Source organism: Streptococcus oralis (assembly GCF_026782375.1).
Taxonomy (GTDB): Bacteria; Bacillota; Bacilli; order Lactobacillales; family Streptococcaceae; genus Streptococcus; species Streptococcus oralis_CL.
In genome coordinates this window covers 167397-187067 of sequence record NZ_JAKUWJ010000002.1, presented here as the reverse complement: position 1 = coordinate 187067, position 19671 = coordinate 167397, and the positions used below count along the sequence as shown (strand labels likewise).

17 protein-coding genes are annotated in these 19671 nt (G+C 43.8%); 14 read left to right on the top strand and 3 right to left on the bottom strand.

All coding sequences use genetic code 11. From position 1 onward, the window contains the following. Positions 1-51: 51 nt before the first annotated feature. Positions 52-1032, bottom strand: coding sequence for a tRNA dihydrouridine synthase DusB (gene dusB, locus MK409_RS06525; RefSeq protein ID WP_000183317.1), 981 nt, complete (start codon positions 1030-1032; stop codon positions 52-54). Further along, positions 1019-1891 carry an Hsp33 family molecular chaperone HslO gene (gene hslO / locus MK409_RS06520; protein ID WP_268705734.1) on the bottom strand — a complete coding sequence of 291 codons (873 nt, stop codon included), beginning with the start codon at positions 1889-1891 and terminating at the stop codon, positions 1019-1021. Before hslO ends, dusB begins: the two co-directional genes overlap by 14 nt. A 164-nt stretch (positions 1892-2055) precedes the next feature. Between hslO and MK409_RS06515 the strand changes: the two genes are divergently transcribed. The 14 genes from MK409_RS06515 (at position 2056) to adcA (ending at position 18285) form a co-directional block, all read left to right on the top strand. Then, on the top strand, positions 2056-3483 hold the full coding sequence (locus MK409_RS06515; RefSeq protein ID WP_268705733.1) for a helix-turn-helix domain-containing protein: 1428 nt from the start codon (positions 2056-2058) through the stop codon (positions 3481-3483). 156 nt (positions 3484-3639) lie between these two features. Continuing rightward, positions 3640-5148, top strand: coding sequence for a glycerol kinase GlpK (glpK, locus tag MK409_RS06510; RefSeq protein ID WP_268705732.1), 1509 nt, complete (start codon positions 3640-3642; stop codon positions 5146-5148). A gap of 41 nt (positions 5149-5189) precedes the next feature. Further along, a complete protein-coding gene (gene glpO, locus MK409_RS06505; protein ID WP_268705731.1) occupies positions 5190-7016 on the top strand; it encodes a type 1 glycerol-3-phosphate oxidase in 1827 nt (608 codons plus the stop codon). Between the two features lie 70 nt (positions 7017-7086). Continuing rightward, positions 7087-7791 carry an MIP/aquaporin family protein gene (locus MK409_RS06500; RefSeq protein ID WP_268705730.1) on the top strand — a complete coding sequence of 235 codons (705 nt, stop codon included), beginning with the start codon at positions 7087-7089 and terminating at the stop codon, positions 7789-7791. Between the two features lie 235 nt (positions 7792-8026). Continuing rightward, complete coding sequence (locus MK409_RS06495; RefSeq protein WP_061407648.1) at positions 8027-8158, top strand: teichoic acid D-Ala incorporation-associated protein DltX; 132 nt, start codon at positions 8027-8029, stop codon at positions 8156-8158. A 20-nt stretch (positions 8159-8178) separates the two neighbouring features. Next, the gene (dltA, locus tag MK409_RS06490) at positions 8179-9729 is read left to right on the top strand and encodes a D-alanine--poly(phosphoribitol) ligase subunit DltA (protein ID WP_268705729.1); all 1551 of its coding nucleotides are present in this window, start codon (positions 8179-8181) and stop codon (positions 9727-9729) included. Then, on the top strand, positions 9726-10970 hold the full coding sequence (gene dltB, locus MK409_RS06485; protein WP_268705728.1) for a D-alanyl-lipoteichoic acid biosynthesis protein DltB: 1245 nt from the start codon (positions 9726-9728) through the stop codon (positions 10968-10970). The genes dltA and dltB overlap by 4 nt, the downstream gene beginning before the upstream one ends. A gap of 13 nt (positions 10971-10983) precedes the next feature. Next, positions 10984-11223, top strand: coding sequence for a D-alanine--poly(phosphoribitol) ligase subunit DltC (dltC, locus tag MK409_RS06480; protein WP_061853292.1), 240 nt, complete (start codon positions 10984-10986; stop codon positions 11221-11223). After that, on the top strand, positions 11216-12484 hold the full coding sequence (gene dltD / locus MK409_RS06475; RefSeq protein ID WP_268705727.1) for a D-alanyl-lipoteichoic acid biosynthesis protein DltD: 1269 nt from the start codon (positions 11216-11218) through the stop codon (positions 12482-12484). The genes dltC and dltD overlap by 8 nt, the downstream gene beginning before the upstream one ends. Before the next feature lie 142 nt (positions 12485-12626). After that, positions 12627-14678, top strand: coding sequence for a cell surface ecto-5'-nucleotidase Nt5e (gene nt5e / locus MK409_RS06470; RefSeq protein ID WP_268705726.1), 2052 nt, complete (start codon positions 12627-12629; stop codon positions 14676-14678). 148 nt (positions 14679-14826) lie between these two features. After that, entirely contained in the window at positions 14827-15267 is a 441-nt protein-coding gene (gene adcR, locus MK409_RS06465) for a zinc-dependent transcriptional regulator AdcR (protein WP_001249325.1), read from the top strand. Further along, the gene (locus MK409_RS06460) at positions 15267-15971 is read left to right on the top strand and encodes a metal ABC transporter ATP-binding protein (protein WP_033630490.1); all 705 of its coding nucleotides are present in this window, start codon (positions 15267-15269) and stop codon (positions 15969-15971) included. The genes adcR and MK409_RS06460 overlap by 1 nt, the downstream gene beginning before the upstream one ends. Next, positions 15964-16770 carry a metal ABC transporter permease gene (locus MK409_RS06455; protein WP_268705725.1) on the top strand — a complete coding sequence of 269 codons (807 nt, stop codon included), beginning with the start codon at positions 15964-15966 and terminating at the stop codon, positions 16768-16770. Before MK409_RS06460 ends, MK409_RS06455 begins: the two co-directional genes overlap by 8 nt. A gap of 9 nt (positions 16771-16779) precedes the next feature. Beyond that, positions 16780-18285 carry a zinc ABC transporter substrate-binding lipoprotein AdcA gene (gene adcA, locus MK409_RS06450; RefSeq protein WP_268705724.1) on the top strand — a complete coding sequence of 502 codons (1506 nt, stop codon included), beginning with the start codon at positions 16780-16782 and terminating at the stop codon, positions 18283-18285. 54 nt (positions 18286-18339) lie between these two features. Here adcA and MK409_RS06445 read toward each other — a convergent pair whose 3' ends face one another. Further along, complete coding sequence (locus tag MK409_RS06445) at positions 18340-19668, bottom strand: dipeptidase (RefSeq protein ID WP_268705723.1); 1329 nt, start codon at positions 19666-19668, stop codon at positions 18340-18342. Positions 19669-19671: the final 3 nt, after the last annotated feature.

Sequence of the window (19671 nt, the reverse complement as noted above, 5' to 3'; positions counted from 1 at the left end):
TCCTAGAATCTAAAAAAACCGTAAACTCCAAGCGAGTTACGGTTTTTTCTATTATGCTTTGTCTAATTGCAAGAGGGCTTCAATCTCTGCTAGGGTGCTAGCTTGCGAAATGGCTCCACGGAGTTTGGCAGCGCCAGATGTTCCACGGAGGTAATGAGGAGCGAGGCCACGGAATTCACGAACTGCGACGTTTTCTCCTTTGAGGTTAATCAAGCGTTTCAAGTGTTCGTAGGCAATTTTCATCTTGTCTTCAAAGGTCAAATCAGGGAGAATTTCTCCTGTTTCAAAGTAATGGTTGATTTGATTGAAGAGGTAAGGATTTCCCATGGCAGCACGGCCAATCATGACTGCGTCAGCACCGACTTCTTCTATGCGTTGCTTGGCTTCTTGGACAGTACGGATATCACCGTTTGCGATGAAGGGAATCTTGGTCAAGGCTTGAGCGACCTTGTGAAGGGTCTCGAGGTCTGCGTGACCTGTATACATTTGTTCACGGGTACGGCCATGCATGGCGAGGGCAGAAACACCTGCTGCTTCAGCAGCGAGGGCATTTTCTACTGCAAGAGATGGGTCAGACCAGCCAGTGCGCATTTTGACGGTGAGGGGGATATCAAGGACAGATTGGACCTTGTTGATAATAGAGTAGATCTTATCTGGATCCTTGAGCCACATAGCACCAGCTTCGTTTTTCACGATTTTGTTAACTGGGCAACCCATGTTGATATCGACGATATCAGTCTTGGTGTTTTCTTGGATGAATTCTGCTGCGCGTGCGAGGCTGTCTTCGTCACTACCAAAAAGTTGGATAGAAACCGGGTTTTCTCCTTCATCGATATGAAGCATGTGCAGGGTTTTTTCGTTGTTGTATTGGATTCCCTTGTCAGAGACCATTTCCATGACAACGAGTCCAGCTCCGAGCTCTTTTGCGATGGTACGAAAGGCTGAGTTGGTGACACCAGCCATGGGTGCTAAAACGGTACGATTGGGAATCTCAACATTGCCAATCATAAAAGGTGTATTAAGATTTGTCACGAATGAGTTCCTCCAGGTCGTTTTCATCAAAGTTGTAAGTCGTTTGGCAGAATTGACAAGTGATTTCTGCCCCGTGGTCTTCCTCTTTCATTTCTTCAAGGTCTGAATTTGGAAGGCTGGCAAGAGCGTTCATAAAACGGTCTTTGCTGCAGTCACATTGGAAACGGATTTCTTCTTCAGATAGGCGTTTGTATGCCTCGTCACCGTAGATGGCCTTGAGGAGAGCTTCGATATGGTCTTCGCTTTCCAGAAGAGTCGAGATAGCAGGCATTTCTTGGATACGTTTCTCAAAGCGAGCAATCTCTTCTTCCTTGGCCCCCGGCAAGACTTGGAGAAGAAAACCACCGGCAACTTCGACCTTGTCGTCTTTATCTAAAAGAACATTGAGGCCGACTGCTGAAGGGGTTTGTTGGCTTTCAGTCAGGTAGTAGGCCAAGTCTTCACCGATTTCTCCAGAGATGAGAGGAGTCATGGAGTTGTAAGGATTTCCAGTACCATAGTCTGTGATAACGAGAAATTGGCCATTGCCGACAAAAGGACCGACTAGGACTTCACCCGTTGCAGTTTTTTTGATGTCAACACCGGGATTTTGCACATAGCCTTTGACATTTCCCTTAGTATCTGCGACCGTGATGATGGCACCAAGAGAACTGGTTCCAAGAACTTTAATGGTTAGCTTGGTATTTCCTTTTTCATTGGCCGCGAGAATTTGGCTAGCGATAAGAGTTCGACCAAGTGCAACGGTTGAACTGGCTTGGGTTTGATGTTTTTCTTGAGCAGTGCGGACGGTTTCAGTGCTATCAAGGACAAAAGCACGAAAGGCTCCGCTTTCTGATATAGTTTTAATAATTTTATCCATAGCTACTATTTTAGCATAAAAATGCCTAAAGGGGGAGTCGTGTGTTTGCTGTTTCTGAGGAATAAGGACGAGGAAATCAGCTTGAAAGTAAAATGAGAAACAGATTATTTCCGCATTTGAAAGATTTATGCTATTCTTGAAGGAGAAAATGAAAGGGGTAACAAATGTATTTAGGTGATTTGATGGAAAAAGCCGAATCTGGTCAATTTTTAGTCCTTTCCTTTTTATTACAAGATTCGCAGACAACAGTCAAGGAAGTCATGGAAGAAACAGGTTTTTCAAAGGCGACCCTAACCAAGTACATCTCTCTGATTAACGAAAATGCCTTGGTAAGAGGATTAGAGCTGGCCATCCACTTGGATGATGAAAGCCTGCGTCTGTCTGTCGGTACTGCCACAAAGGGGAGAGAGATTCGGAGCTTGTTTCTAGACAATGCCATTAAATACCAAATTTTAGTGTACCTTCTCTATCACCAACAGTTCCTAGCCCATCAACTGGCTCAAGAATTGATGATTAGCGAGGCCACGCTTAGTCGCCACTTAGCTAGTCTAAATCATATTTTGTCAGAGTTTGACTTATCCATCCAAAATGGTCGTTGGCGAGGTCCAGAGCATCAGATTCGTTACTTTTATTTCTGCCTTTTCCGCAAGGTCTGGTCCAGTCAGGAGTGGGAAAGGCATATGCAGAAAGCTGAGAGAAAGCAGGATATTGCTATCCTAGAAGAAATCTGCGGTGCAAACTTGTCTTCGGGTCAGAAATTAGACTTGGTTCTCTGGACTCATATCAGTCAACAGCGCCTTCGGGTTAATGCCTGTCAATTTCAGGTTATAGAAGAAAAAATGCGGGGCTATTTTGACAATATTTTCTACCTTCGTCTACTTGGCAAGGCTCCTTCTTTTTTTGGTGGGCAGCACATTCCTCTAGGAACTGAGGATGGAGAGATGATGATTTTCTTCTCCTTCCTCCTTTCTCATCGCATTTTGCCTCTTCATACCATGGAGTACATCCTCGGTTTTGGGGGAGAACTTGCGGCTTTACTGACACAAATGATCCAGGAAATGAAGAAGGAGAAGCTGTTAGGGGACTATACAGAGGACCATATCACTTATGAACTGAGTCAACTTTGTGGTCAAGTTTATCTCTACAAGGGCTATATCTTGCAAGATCGATACAAGTATCAGATTGAGCATCGGCACCCTTATTTGCTGATGGAGCATGACTTTCGAGATATTGCTCAGAAAATTTTCGCCTCCTTGCCAGCCTTTCATCAGGGGACGGATCTAGATAAAAAAATCCTCTGGGAATGGCTCCAGTTGATCGAGTATATGGCAGAAAATGGTGGTCAACATCTGAGAATAGGGCTAGATCTAACAGCAGGCTTCCTTGTTTTTTCAAGAATGTCAGCCCTTTTAAAACGATATTTGGAGTACAATCGTTTCATTACTATTGAAGCCTATGATCCTAGTCGACATTATGATTTGTTGATTACTAACAACCCTATCCATAAGAAAGAACAAACACCCGTCTACTATTTGAAAAATGATTTGGACATCGAAGATTTAGCTACGATTCGTCAGATGCTATTTGCCTAAAAGACCTGAATTTTCAGGTCTTTTTTGTGAAATTCGCACAATCTCCTCACATTTTTTTAAAATTTTAAAAAAATTGATAAACAAGAAAGCGCTTTATTTTGTATACTAGTTACTGTAAAGAGGGACCCCCTCAAGATTTTATCAGGAGGACAGCACATGTCACAAGAAAAATACATCATGGCCATTGACCAAGGAACGACCAGTTCTCGTGCCATCATTTTTAACAAAAAAGGAGAAAAGGTCAGCTCTAGTCAAAAAGAATTCACTCAGATTTTCCCTCAAGCAGGTTGGGTAGAGCACAATGCCAATGAAATTTGGAACTCTGTTCAGTCAGTTATCGCGGGTGCTTTCATCGAAAGTGGTGTGAAACCAAGTCAAATCGAGGCCATCGGGATTACCAACCAGCGTGAAACAACTGTCGTCTGGGATAAGAAAACAGGTCTCCCTATCTATAATGCTATCGTTTGGCAATCACGCCAGACAGCACCTCTGGCTGAACAACTAAAAAGCCAAGGTTATGTGGAAAAATTCCATGAAAAGACTGGTTTGATTATTGACGCTTACTTCTCTGCTACCAAGGTTCGCTGGATTTTGGATCATGTAGAGGGAGCGCAAGAAAGAGCTGAAAAGGGTGAATTGCTCTTTGGTACCATTGATACTTGGCTGGTTTGGAAATTGACTGACGGCGCGGCTCACGTAACTGACTACTCAAACGCAGCTCGTACCATGCTCTATAACATCAAGGATCTTAAATGGGATGATGATATTTTGGAAATCCTCAACATTCCTAAGGCCATGCTTCCAGAAGTTCGTTCTAACTCTGAAATCTACGGCAAGACTGCTCCATTCCATTTCTACGGTGGAGAAGTGCCAATTTCAGGTATGGCTGGGGACCAACAGGCAGCCCTCTTCGGTCAGTTGGCCTTTGAACCAGGGATGGTCAAGAATACTTATGGAACAGGTTCTTTCATCATTATGAACACTGGTGAAGAGATACAGTTGTCTGAAAACAACCTTTTGACAACGATTGGTTATGGAATCAACGGCAAGGTTTACTATGCTTTGGAAGGTTCTATCTTCATCGCAGGAAGTGCCATTCAGTGGCTTCGTGATGGACTTCGCATGGTTGAAAATTCACCAGAGTCTGAAAAATATGCTCTCAATTCTCACAACAATGACGAAGTCTATGTCGTACCTGCCTTTACAGGTCTAGGGGCTCCATACTGGAATCAAAATGCTCGTGGTTCGGTCTTTGGCTTAACTCGTGGAACAAGCAAAGAAGACTTTATCAAGGCAACCTTGCAATCTATCGCTTATCAAGTGCGTGACATCATCGACACTATGCAAGTGGATGCGCAGACAGCTATCCAAGTCTTGAAGGTGGATGGTGGTGCAGCCATGAACAACTTCCTCATGCAATTCCAAGCTGACATCTTGGGAATTGATATCGCACGTGCTAAAAACTTGGAAACAACTGCCCTCGGTGCAGCCTTCCTGGCAGGATTGTCAGTGGGTTACTGGAAGGACTTGGATGAGTTGAAACTCTTGAACGAGACAGGAGAACTCTTCGAACCATCGATGAACGAATCGCGTAAGGAACAACTTTATAAGGGCTGGAAGAAGGCTGTGAAAGCAACGCAAGTCTTTGCGGAAATCGACGACTAATACTGAAAGAATAAAGCGACTCAGTTAGAAAGTGTGTAAATATGGAATTTTCAAAGAAAACACGTGAATTGTCAATTAAAAAAATGCAGGAACGCACCTTGGATCTCTTGATTATCGGTGGAGGGATTACAGGAGCTGGTGTAGCCTTGCAGGCAGCAGCCAGCGGTCTTGACACTGGATTGATTGAAATGCAGGACTTCGCAGAAGGAACATCTAGCCGTTCAACAAAATTGGTCCACGGAGGTCTGCGTTACCTCAAACAATTCGACGTAGAAGTGGTCTCAGATACAGTTTCTGAACGTGCGGTGGTTCAACAAATCGCTCCACATATTCCAAAACCAGATCCAATGCTCTTGCCAGTTTACGATGAAGATGGAGCGACCTTTAGCCTCTTCCGTCTCAAAGTAGCCATGGACTTATACGACCTTTTGGCAGGTGTCAGCAATACGCCAGCTGCTAATAAGGTCTTGAGTAAGGAAGAAGTCTTGGAACGCCAGCCAAACTTGAAGAAAGAAGGCTTGGTAGGAGGTGGAGTTTACCTTGACTTCCGTAACAATGATGCGCGTCTTGTGATTGAAAACATCAAACGTGCCAACCAAGACGGTGCCCTAATTGCCAACCACGTCAAGGCAGAAGGCTTCCTCTTTGACGAAAGCGGCAAGATTACAGGTGTTGTAGCTCGTGATTTGTTGACAGACCAAGTCTTTGAAATCAAGGCTCGCCTAGTTATTAACACAACTGGACCTTGGAGCGATAAGGTACGTAATTTGTCCAATAAGGGAACCCAATTCTCACAAATGCGCCCAACTAAGGGAGTTCACTTGGTAGTGGATTCAAGCAAGATCAAGGTTTCACAGCCAGTTTACTTTGATACAGGTTTGGGAGACGGCCGGATGGTCTTTGTCCTCCCACGTGAAAACAAGACTTACTTTGGTACAACGGATACAGACTACACAGGCGATTTGGAACATCCAAAAGTAACACAAGAAGATGTGGATTATCTACTTGGTATTGTCAACAACCGCTTCCCAGAAGCCAACATCACCATTGATGATATCGAAAGCAGCTGGGCTGGTCTTCGCCCATTGATCGCAGGCAATAGCGCTTCTGACTACAACGGCGGAAATAACGGTACCATTAGCGACGAAAGCTTCAATAGCTTGATTGCGACTGTCGAGGCTTATCTATCGAAAGAAAAAACGCGTGAAGATGTTGAGTCTGCTGTCAGCAAGCTTGAAAGTAGCACATCTGAGAAACATTTGGACCCATCTGCAGTTTCACGTGGTTCGAGCTTGGACCGTGATGACAATGGCCTCTTGACCCTTGCTGGTGGTAAAATCACAGACTACCGTAAGATGGCTGAAGGGGCTATGGAGCGCGTAGTTGATATTCTCAAAGCAGAATTTGACCGTAGCTTTAAACTCATCAACTCGAAGACTTATCCTGTTTCAGGCGGAGAATTGAACCCAGCAAATGTGGACTCAGAAATCGAAGCCTTTGCGCAACTGGGAGTGTCACGTGGCTTGGATAGCAAGGAAGCCCACTATCTCGCAAATCTTTATGGTTCAAATGCACCGAAGGTCTTTGCCCTTGCTCACAGCTTGGAACAAGCACCAGGACTCAGCTTGGCAGATACCTTGTCCCTTCACTATGCAATGCGCAATGAGTTGGCTCTGAGCCCAGTTGACTTCCTCCTTCGCCGTACCAACCACATGCTCTTCATGCGTGATAGTTTGGATAGCATTGTGGAGCCAGTTCTGGATGAAATGGGACGATTCTATGACTGGTCTGATGAAGAAAAAGCAGCCTACCGTGCGGATGTTGAAGCAGCCCTTGCTAACAACGATTTAGCGGCATTAAAAAATTAAGAAAAACTAGAAGAGAGGGAGACAAGCCTTCCTTGCTTTCTCTCTCCTTCTTTTAAATGGAGACAACGATATGATGAAAGAATTATTTGGAGAATTTTTGGGGACTTTAATCCTTATCCTCCTAGGAAATGGTGTTGTAGCAGGTGTGGTTCTTCCCAAAACCAAGAGTAACAATTCAGGATGGATTGTCATCACGATGGGATGGGGGATCGCCGTTGCGGTTGCTGTCTTTGTATCTGGCAAACTTAGTCCTGCACACTTAAACCCAGCTGTGACGCTTGGTGTAGCCTTAAAAGGTGACTTGCCTTGGGCTTCAGTATTCCCATATATCCTAGCTCAGTTCGCTGGAGCGATGCTTGCTCAAATTTTAGTTTGGTTGCAATTCAAACCGCACTATGAAGCAGAAGAAAATGCAGGCAATATTCTAGCAACTTTCAGCACTGGACCAGCTATCAAAGATACTGTGTCAAACTTGATTAGTGAGATCCTTGGAACCTTTGTTTTGCTCTTGACAATCTTTGCCTTGGGGCTCTATGACCTTCAGGCAGGATTAGGAACCTTTGCAGTGGGGACCTTGATTGTCGGTATCGGTCTTTCACTAGGTGGGACAACTGGTTATGCCTTGAACCCAGCTCGTGACCTCGGTCCTCGAATCATGCACAGCATTTTACCAATTCCAAACAAGGGAGACGGAGACTGGTCTTATGCTTGGATTCCTGTTGTAGGGCCTATCCTCGGTGCAGCACTGGCAGTCCTCGTATTTTCACTTTTCTAAGATAAAAGAGCTTTTTGCAACAGAGTTTGAGATGGAAATCTCAGGCTCTTTTCTTGTCTTTTTGATGTTAAAATCATTAACATTTTAATTTATCTTAAAATAAGCTAAAACCAACTTTTAAGTGACGGTAAACAGTTGAAAATTAGCATGATAAAGTGGTAAAATGGTAAAAAGATAAGATAGTAAGTGCTTATTTGCACAATATTCCTGAAAGTTTACAGAAAAGAAGTCGAATATGAAAAAAAAGAGAACATTTTATATTTTTTGGGCTCAAACATTCCTGTATTTTGTTATTTTACTAGGCTTGCTATATTTTTTTAGTTACCTTGGACAGGGACAAGGTGGCTTTATCTATAATGAATTTTAATTCAAAGGAGAAAATCTATTGTGTCAAATAAACCCATAGTTGATATGATTGAAACGATTGAGCGCTTTGCTCAGACACAAGCTAGTTATCCTGTTTACAACGTTTTGGGGCAAGAGCATACTTATGGTGATCTGAAGGCTGATTCGGATAGTTTGGCTGCAGCCATTGATCAGTTGAATTTGCCAGAAAAATCTCCTGTTGTCGTCTATGGCGGGCAGGAGTATGAGATGTTGGCTACCTTTGTGGCCTTGACCAAGTCAGGTCATGCCTATATTCCCATCGATAGCCATTCAGCCTTAGAACGGGTAGCTGCTATCGTAGAAGTAGCAGAACCGAGCTTGATTATTGCTATATCAGATTTTCCATTAGAGCAGACAAGTATACCAATGCTGAATTTAGAGCAGGTCCATGAAGCCTTTTCTCGACGTTCCAGCTATACCATCACGCATCCAGTAAAAGGAGATGACAACTACTACATCATCTTTACATCTGGAACGACTGGTAAGCCAAAGGGAGTGCAGATCTCCCATGATAATCTCCTCAGCTTTACCAACTGGATGATTACAGACAAGGAATTTGCGACGCCAAGTCGTCCACAAATGCTGGCCCAACCACCTTATTCTTTTGATCTATCTGTTATGTACTGGGCGCCAACCTTGGCACTAGGTGGAACACTCTTTGCTCTACCGTCTGCCATCACACAGGACTTTAAGCAACTCTTTGCGACCATCTTTTCCTTGCCCATCGCTATCTGGACTTCGACGCCTTCCTTTGCAGATATGGCCATGTTGTCAGAAGACTTTAATAGTGAGAAAATGCCAGGAATCACGCATTTCTACTTTGATGGGGAAGAATTGACGGTCAAAACAGCTCGAAAACTGCGCGAGCGATTCCCAAATGCTCGTATCATTAATGCCTACGGTCCCACAGAAGCGACAGTAGCTTTGTCAGCAGTTGCTGTAACAGACGAGATGTTGGCGACTCTCAAACGCCTGCCAATCGGCTATACCAAGGCGGATTCTCCGACCTTTATCATTGATGAGGAAGGTAAGAAAGTTCCAAATGGTGAACAGGGAGAAATCATCATTTCTGGACCAGCTGTTTCAAAAGGCTATATGAACAATCCTGAAAAAACAGCAGAAGCCTTCTTTACGTTCGAAGGTCTTCCAGCCTATCACACAGGGGATGTAGGAACCATGACAGATGAGGGCCTGCTGCTCTACGGTGGACGGATGGACTTCCAGATTAAGTTTAATGGTTATCGCATTGAGCTTGAAGATGTCTCGCAAAACCTCAACAAGTCTCGCTATATCGAGTCGGCTGTTGCTGTCCCACGTTATAACAAGGACCATAAGGTACAGAATTTACTGGCCTATGTTATCCTAAAGGACGGTGTCCGTCAGCAGTTTGAACGCGATATCGATATAACCAAGGCTATCAAGGAAGACTTGACTGATATCATGATGTCCTATATGATGCCGTCTAAATTCCTTTATCGGGACAGTCTACCGCTGACTCCAAATGGTAAGATTGACATCAAAGGCTTGATTAACGAGGTGAACAGCCGATGATGGAATTTTTCAAACAGTTTCCTCATTTGGAACCTTATGGGAATCCACAGTATTTTCTATACATCATCGGAGCGACCTTGCCCATCTTTATCGGTCTTTTTTTCAAGAAACGTTTTGCCTTATATGAGGTGCTCGTTAGTCTTTTCTTTATCCTAGCCATGTTGACAGGTGGGAAGACGGATCAAATAAGCGCTCTCCTTCTTTATGTCGTTTGGCAATTGCTACTTGTTTTTTCCTACAAAAGATACAGAAAGAAGCGGGATAGTCAGTGGGTCTTTTATCTGGTTAGCTTTTTATCTCTATTGCCGATTATCTTTGTGAAAGTAGCTCCTGCTATTCATGCTCCCCAGTCCTTGCTTGGCTTTTTGGGAATCTCTTACCTGACCTTTCGTTCGGTTGGGATGACCATCGAGCTGAGAGATGGGGTGATTAGGGATTTCACCTTATGGGAATTTCTCCGCTTTCTCCTCTTTATGCCGACTTTCTCAAGTGGTCCTATCGATCGCTTTAAACGTTTCAATGAAAATTACGAGACCATTCCTGAGCGAGAAGAGTTGATGGATATGCTAGAAGAGGCTGTCAAGTATATCATGCTTGGCTTTCTCTACAAGTTTATCTTGGCCCATATTCTAGGAGAGATTTTGCTACCTCCTTTAAAGAACTTGGCCCTGCAGACCGGTGGCTTATTTAACCATTATGCCCTAGCAGTCATGTATACCTTCGGTTTAGAACTGTTCTTTGATTTTGCAGGCTATTCTATGTTTGCCTTAGCCATTTCAAACTTGATGGGCATTCGTAGCCCGATAAACTTCAACAAGCCTTTTTTATCAAGGGATTTAAAGGAGTTTTGGAATCGTTGGCATATGAGCCTGTCTTTCTGGTTCCGTGATTTTGTCTTTATGCGAATGGTGATGGTCTTGACTAGAAAGAAGGTCTTTAAGAATCGCAATGTGACTTCAAGTGTCGCCTATATTGTAAATATGCTGATTATGGGATTTTGGCACGGAGTGACCTGGTACTACATCGCCTACGGACTCTTTCATGGGATTGGACTGGTCATCAATGATGCTTGGGTTCGCAAGAAAAAAGCACTCAATAAAGAACGCAAAAAAGCAGGGAAGGCTTCCTTACCTGACAATCGCTGGATTCAGTTGTTTGGCATGGTTGTCACCTTCCATGTCGTCATGTTTTCATTCTTGATCTTTTCTGGATTCTTGAATGATTTGTGGTTTAAAAAATAAAAGGAAATAAAATATGGATATCAAATCAGAAGTTATCGAAATTATTGATGAGTTGTTTATGGAAGATGTTTCTGACATGATGGATGAGGATCTATTTGATGCAGGCGTCTTGGATAGCATGGGAACAGTTGAATTGATTGTTGAGATTGAAAATCGTTTTGACATTCGTGTGCCAGTGACGGAGTTCGGTCGCGATGACTGGAATACAGCCAATAAAATCGTAGCAGGCATTAGGGAGTTGCAGAATGCTTAAGCGTTTGTGGTTAATCTTTGGCCCTCTGCTTCTTGCTAGTTTTCTTGTTTTCTTACTAATCTTTTTCTACCCAAACAATCCGAGTCATAATTTGACTGAAGAAAAATATTCTGCAGCAGCGATTAGTTCGGAGAGCTTTAAAGAGAGAAGTCAAAAAGTGAGAGCCTTTACGGAACCTAATATGCGCTTTATTCCCTTTTTTGGCTCAAGTGAGTGGATTCGTTTTGATAGCATGCATCCTGCGGTCTTGGCGGAGAAATATAGTCGCCCCTACCGGCCCTATTTTTTGGGACAAGCAGGAGCGGCCTCTCTCAATCAGTATTTCGGTATGCAGCAGATCTTACCAGAAATCGAGGAAAAGCAGGCGGTATTTGTCATTTCCCCTCAGTGGTTTACAGAGGAGGACTATGAGCCAGCCTTCTTCCAAAACTACTTTAACAACGATCAGTTGACAGCCTTTCTAGAAAATCAATCGGGAGATATAGGAGCCAAACATGCGGCTAAACGTCTCTTAAAGCAAAATCCAGGAGTCTCTATGAAGGGTATCGTTGAGAAGCTGTCAAAGGGTGAGGAATTATCAGAGATCGACCATGCTATTATCAAGGCTTTTGCACGTTTTAATGAGCGTCAGGCTTCGCTATTTGGGCAATTTTCCATTCGAGGAAAACTCAAGTACAAGGAACATGTGGAGAACTATTTAAAAGATCTTCCGGATCAATTTTCTTATGAGGAGTTAGAAAAAATTGCTCGAAAGGATGCAGAAGCCAATACCAATAACAACGATATGGGAATTGAAAATCAATTTTATAAGACCCAGGTGAAAGACTACCTCGAAAAGTATAAGGGCTATCAAAAAAATTACAATTTCCTCAAGTCGTCTGAATACAATGATTTGCAGTTGGTCCTCAATCAATTTGCCAAATCAAAGGTCAATGTCCTTTTTGTGATCCAGCCTGTCAATAAAAAATGGATGACCCATACAGGGCTCAGCGAGGAAATGTACCAACATGCTGTTGAAAAAATTCGTTACCAGTTAGAAAGTCAAGGTTTCACCAACATTGCAGACTTTTCTAAAAAAGGCGGAGATCCCTACTTTGTCAAGGATACGATTCATATTGGTTGGTTGGGTTGGCTGGCTTTTGATAAGGTTGTCAATCCCTTCTTAACGGATCCGACCCCAGCTCCAGACTATAAAATGAATGACCGCTTCTTCAGTAAGGACTGGGCGACCTATGATGGAAAGATCAAAGATTTTCAATAGATCAAGAAAAAACTTGAACTTTTTGGTTCAGGTTTTTTTGTTAAATAGCGAATATTTGAGAGAGAAATAGGTCAAAAGTTTAAATTTTTTCAGAAATAGCGTATAATGTAATAGAAAAAGAAGAAAAGAAAGGGATTTTAAAATGAACAAACGTTCTTTGTTACCTGTCTTGTCGACAGCCCTGTTAGCTCCAGCCTTCTTAGCTGGACAAGTCTATGCTGAAGAAGCAACTGCCCCTGCAGAAAGTTCAGCTGTTGTAGCGACTCCTGCTACGTCGGCGACTCCAGCTCCTGTTGAGAGCCCTGCGGTACCGGAAACTTCGGCAACTTCAGAAGCAGATGCACCTGCAGAAGCTCCGTCAGCTCCTGCTGAATCTCCTAAAAGCGAAGAAAAGGACACTGTTATCTTACACACCAATGATGTCCATGGTCGTATTGTAGAGGAAAAAGGAGTTATTGGAGATGCCAAGTTAGCGACTGTTATTGAGCAGGAACGCGCGAAATCAAATCAAAATACTCTGGTTGTTGATGCGGGAGACGCTTTCCAAGGTTTACCGATTTCCAACTCTACAAAGGGCGAAGCCCGCGCTGAAATTCTTAATAAGATGCAGTATGATGCCATGGCAGTAGGAAATCATGAGTTTGACTTTGGTTTAGACGAAGCTAAAAAATACAAGGAAATCTTGAAATTCCCATTACTTAGCTCAAATACCTACGTCAATGGTGCTCGTCTCTTTGAAGCTTCTACAATCGTTGATAAAGATAAGACTGTGGAAGGTGATGAGTTTGTTGTAATCGGCGTGACAACACCTGAAACAGCTACCAAAACTCACCCTAAAAATGTCAAAGGAGTAACTTTTACAGATCCAATCTCTGAAGTCAATAAGGTCATCGAAGAAGTTCAAGCCAAGGCTCGTGCAGAAGGCAAGGACTACAAACACTATGTTGTGCTGGCTCACTTGGGTGTGGATACCACAACCCCAGTCGAATGGCGTGGTTCAACTTTGGCAGAAGCCTTGTCTAAAAATCCTCGTTTGAAAGGGAAACGCGTAACAGTAATCGACGGTCACTCTCATACAGTAGAATCAACGACTTATGGAGATAATGTTACCTATAACCAGACGGGAAGCTACCTTCATAATGTAGGAAAAATCACCTACAAATCACGTCAGCTTTTGGGCAATCCAACTCAGATTCCGGCTGCTGATGCTAAAAAATTACCAGCCAATCCAACAGTAGAAAAACTAGTCAAAGACATTAAACAAAAATACGATGCTGAAAATGCGGTTGAAGTCGTTTCAAACAGCCCTGTAGAACTCAACGGAGATCGTGAAAATGTTCGGGTTCGTGAAACTAACCTCGGAAACGTCGTAGCAGACTCGCTCTATCAGTATGGTCAAACAGGATTTAGCCGTCCGACTGACATCGCTGTGACAAATGGTGGTGGCTTGCGTGAAACTATTGCAAAAGGCAAACCGATCACTAAAGGAAATGTCATTGCTGTTCTTCCATTTGGAAATACCATCTCACAAATCCAAGTGACTGGGCAACAAGTATTGGATATGTTTGAAAAGTCACTCGGATCTATCTTGCAGGTCGATAAGGATGGCAAGAAGGTCTTGGATGAGAACGGGCAACCATTGCTAGAACCAAGTGGTGGCTTCTTGCAAGTTTCAGGTGTGAAGGTTTACTATGATACCAATCTACCATCAGGTAAACGTGTCTTGGCCATCCAGGTCAAAAACCGCACAACTGGTCGTTATGATCTCCTAGATCTCGCAAAAACCTACTATCTTGCAACCAATGATTTCTTAGCTGCGGGTGGCGATGGCTACACGATGTTAGGTGGTGCGCGAGAAGAAGGTCCTTCTATGGATGCTGCCTTTGAAGATTATCTGAAAACCGCTGATTTGACCCAGTATGAAAAGATCAATCCGAACTCACGGACGATTTCTGTGGATTCTAAAAACTTTAGTCTACCAGTAGAAACACCTCAAACGAATACAGCTGCTAGCGATGCGACTACGAATGTACCACTTACTTATGAGGTGGCAGGTCAATTTAGCAAGAAGGCAGTTGTCTCAGAAAAAACTCTCCCAAATACAGGAAGTGAACAATCCATCTTCTTGCTCTTGATGGGAATGGTAGCTGGTCTGGCAGGTATCTTATCGAGCCGAAAATCAAAGCAAAAATAGATTAAATTTTACTTCTAGAAGAGTCTAGGGAAACGTTTTTACGCCTTTTTCCCTTGACTCTTTTTGGGTTTATGATATAATTAACCAGTAAAGAATCGGTGATTATCTATGTTTTTTACGAAAAAGATAGCTAGGGAAGGAGTAACACATGAGACAGCTTGCGCAGGAAATCGATAACTTTTTAAACGAGGTGATCTTGAGATCTGAGAACCAGCATGAAATTCTGATCGGGCATTGCACGAGTGACGTTGCCTTGACCAATACTCAGGAACACATCCTCATGCTCTTGTCAGAAGAATCCCTAACCAATTCAGAGTTGGCCCGTCGCCTCAATGTCAGTCAGGCGGCAGTGACCAAGGCTATCAAGTCTTTAGTCAAAGAGGGTATGTTAGAGACATCCAGAGATCCAAAGGATGCGCGTGTGATCTTTTATCAACTGACAGAGCTAGCTCGACCAGTAGCGGCGGAGCATCATCACCACCATGAGCACACGCTCTCAGCCTATGAACAAGTAGCAAATCAGTTTACTCCAAATGAACAAGAAGTCATCCAGCGGTTTTTAACTGCTTTAGTAGGAGAAATCAAATAATGCGGTATATTACAGTAGAGGACTTGTCTTTCTATTATGACAAGGAACCTGTCCTCAAGCACATCAACTATAGTGTTGATAGTGGGGAGTTTGTTACCCTGACTGGTGAAAATGGGGCTGCCAAGACGACGCTGATCAAGGCGAGTCTAGGCATTTTGCAGCCAAGATTTGGCAAGGTAACCATCTCAAAGACAAATACTCATGGGAAAAAGCTTAGGATAGCCTATCTTCCTCAGCAGATAGCCAGTTTTAATGCTGGCTTTCCAAGTACGGTTTATGAATTTGTCAAGTCGGGTCGCTATCCTCGAAAGGGCTGGTTCCGTCGCTTGAATGCCCATGATGAGGAGCACATCAAGGCCAGTCTAGACTCAGTTGGTATGTGGGAACACCGTGACAAACGAATTGGCTCTCTCTCGGGAGGGCAAAAGCAACGAGCAGTTATTGCAAGGATGTTTGCTTCTGACCCAGATATTTTTGTCTTGGATGAGCCGACGACAGGGATGGATGCAGGAAGCAAAAATGAATTTTACGAACTCATGCACCATAGTGCCCACCATCATGGCAAGGCCGTTTTGATGATTACCCATGATCCTGAGGAGGTCAAGGACTATGCGGATCGCAATATCCATCTAGTACGCAATCAAGACTCGCCGTGGCGTTGTTTCAACGTTCACGAAAGTGACCAGGAGGTGGACCATGCTTAGTTTGTTATCTTATGACTTTATGCAGCGGGCCTTCTTGGCTGTCATTGCCATGAGTCTCTTTTCTCCAGTTCTTGGGACTTTCCTTATCTTACGTCGTCAGAGTTTGATGAGTGATACCCTCAGTCACGTTTCTCTATCAGGAGTAGCCTTTGGTCTGGTTTTGGGGATTTCTCCAACTATTTCAACCATTGCCATTGTCTTGATTGCTGCGGTCTTTCTAGAGTATCTCCGGACAGTCTATAAGAATTTTATGGAAATCGGAACTGCCATCCTCATGTCTACAGGGCTTGCAGTCTCCCTTATCGTGATGAGTAAGGGGAAAAGTTCGAGTTCCATGAGTTTGGACCAATATCTCTTTGGTTCGATTGTGACCATTAGCCAGGAGCAGGTGATTTTCCTCTTTACCATTGCTGCGGTCGTTTTGCTCTTGACTTTCTTGTTCTTGCGACCAATGTATATCCTGACCTTTGATGAGGACACGGCCTTTGTGGATGGCTTGCCCGTTCGTACTATGTCCATCCTCTTTAACATGGTGACAGGGGTGGCCATTGCCCTTATGATTCCAGCAGCAGGAGCTCTTCTGGTGTCGACCATTATGGTCTTGCCAGCTAGTATTGCCCTTCGTCTGGGGAAAAACTTTAAATCCGTTATGTTGCTAGCCAGTGCTATTGGCTTTTTGGGAATGGTGGCAGGACTTTATATTTCCTACTATGCGGAAACACCTGCTAGCGCTAGTATCACCATTATCTTTGTAGCTGTCTTTTTGTTAGTCAGTCTACTGAAACGTTTTATCAAATAGGAGAATGAAATGAAAAAACTAAGCTTACTACTGGCTAGTCTATGTGCCCTGTTTTTAGTGGCTTGTTCCAATCAAAAACAGGCAGATGGGAAGCTAAATATCGTGACAACCTTTTACCCTGTCTACGAATTTACCAAGCAAGTCGCAGGAGATACTGCTAATGTAGAACTTCTAATCGGTGCTGGTACAGAACCTCATGAATACGAACCGTCTGCCAAGGCAGTTGCCAAAATCCAAGATGCAGATACCTTTGTCTATGAAAATGAAAATATGGAAACTTGGGTTCCAAAATTGCTAGAATCCTTGGATAAGAAAAAAGTGAAAACCATCAAGGCGACAGGTGATATGCTCCTCTTGCCAGGTGGTGAGGAAGAAGAGGAAGGGCATGATCATGGTGGTGAAGGTCACCATCACGACTACGATCCCCACGTTTGGCTTTCACCAGTTCGCGCCATCAAACTGGTAGAGCATATCCGTGACAGCTTATCAGCAGATTATCCTGATAAAAAAGAGACTTTTGAGAAGAATGCGGCTGCCTATATCGAAAAATTGCAAGCATTGGACAAGGCCTACACAGATGGCTTGTCTCAAGCTAAACAAAAGAGCTTTGTGACCCAGCACGCTGCCTTTAACTACCTTGCCTTGGACTACGGTCTCAAGCAAGTATCCATCTCAGGTCTCTCACCAGATGCAGAACCATCAGCAGCACGTTTGGCAGAATTAACAGAGTATATCAAGAAAAACAAGATTTCTTATATCTACTTTGAAGAAAATGCCTCACAAGCCCTCGCCAATACACTCTCAAAAGAAACAGGTGTCAAACTAGACGTGCTCAATCCGCTAGAAAGTCTAACAGAAGAAGCAACCAAGGCTGGTGAGGACTACATCTCCGTGATGGAGAAAAACCTCAAGGCTTTGAAACAGACAACAGACCAAGAAGGACCAGAAATCGAACCAGAGAAGGAAGAAAACACCAAGACAGTTCACAATGGTTACTTTGAGGATGCAGATGTCAAAGACCGTACCTTGAGTGACTATGTAGGCAACTGGCAGTCAGTTTATCCTTTCCTTGAAGATGGAACTTTTGATCAAGTCTTTGACTACAAGGCTAAGTTGACTGGCAAGATGACCAAGGATGAGTATAAGGCCTACTATAGAAAAGGCTATCAGACAGATGTGACCAAGATCAACATCACGGACAACACTATGGAATTCATCCAAGGTGGCCAAAGCAAGAAATTCACCTACAAGTATGTCGGCAAGAAAATCTTGACTTATAAGAAAGGCAATCGTGGCGTGCGCTTCCTCTTTGAAGCGACAGATGCAGATGCTGGACAGTTCAAGTATGTTCAGTTTAGTGACCACAATATCGCCCCAGTCAAGGCAGAACATTTCCATATCTTCTTTGGAGGTACTAGCCAAGAAGCCCTCTTTGAAGAGATGGATAACTGGCCAACCTACTATCCAGATAACCTATCTGGCCAAGAAATTGCCCAAGAAATGTTGGCGCATTGATGTAAGAAAAAATCCCGCAAATTTGCGGGATTTTTTGGTAGAAACTTTATCTGGTTAGGTTGCGAGACGGTAAACCGCCTCTGCGTAGATGTCCATAGCGCGATAAAGATCGTCTAGGACAGCTGCTTCATTTGCCTGATGTTCAGTTTGTTGTGCTCCTGGAAAAAGAGCGCCAAAGGCTACACAGTTTGGCATGGTGCGGGCAAAGGTAGCACCACCTGATGAGAGAGGAGGAGTTTTATCTCCGGTTTTTTCTTGGTAGACTTGCATAAGGGTAGTAACAAGTTGGCTATCTCTTGCGACATAGAGGGGTGCTAGATAGTCAAATTCTTGGTAGTCAAGTTGGTAGTCTTTGGCGCACTGAGTGAGCTGTGCCACCAGTTTCTCCTTATCTGCTAGCACAGGTATGCGTATATCGATCCGAATCTCGGAGCGATCGGGATTGATAGTCAAGCCCGCAACATTAAAGGAAAGGGAACCGGACGGTTCATCAGCGACCTCCCCAAATATTTTCAGCCCTTTGCCGTCCTGCCTGGCTTTGTCGCTTAGAAAATGGAGAGTAGGATGTGAGTGAAGGTTTGCGAGTACACTGGCTAGTCGAATGACGGCATTTATACCCTGACTAGCGTCTTTGGCATGTTTGGGCAAACCGATAACAGTCACTGTTTGGTCTGCAGTTTGGTAATCATAACCAGCTTCTGTTAAGCCTCTACAAACCGCTTCATAAAGAGGACCTTGGTAACTTGCCTTGTCTGGTACGACATTAAAGGCACCTCCGATATCGAGCTTGAGTTGATCAGAGCCGGGGCCATGAAGCTTGACTTGAAGGAGCCCCTTTTCAGCATATGTCAAAGGAAATGACGAATCAGGGGCGAATCCCATACTGGCTGTTTCTTCGAGGGCATTGTAGCGTGCCATACATCTCCAAAGGGTTTCTTCATCCGTACCAAAGATAAAACGCACGCGCTTCTTAAATTGGATGCCTTGGTCAAGCAAGCTTTTCACTGCGTAGAGAGCTGCCAGTGAAGGACCTTTATCGTCCTGTGCCCCTCTTCCGTAGAGGATTCCTTCTTTAATGCTTGCTTCAAATGGTGGCGTCTGCCAATCTGATAAATCTCCTGCAGGTACAACATCCAAGTGGCAGAGGATGGCAAGGAGCTCTCCCTCGCCAACCTCGGCATAACCATAATAGCCCTTGGGATCAATATAGGTTCGAAAGCCAAGTTCATGGCAGATTTCCAGCGTCTTTTCTAGGACGTCTTGAATAGCTTGTCCAAAAGGTGTCCCCTGCTCCCCTTCGTGAAGGACAGATGGATAAGAAATCAAGGTTTGTAGGCTCTTTACAAAGCTTTGTTTAATAGAATCAGTGATGTAGACGGTCATTCG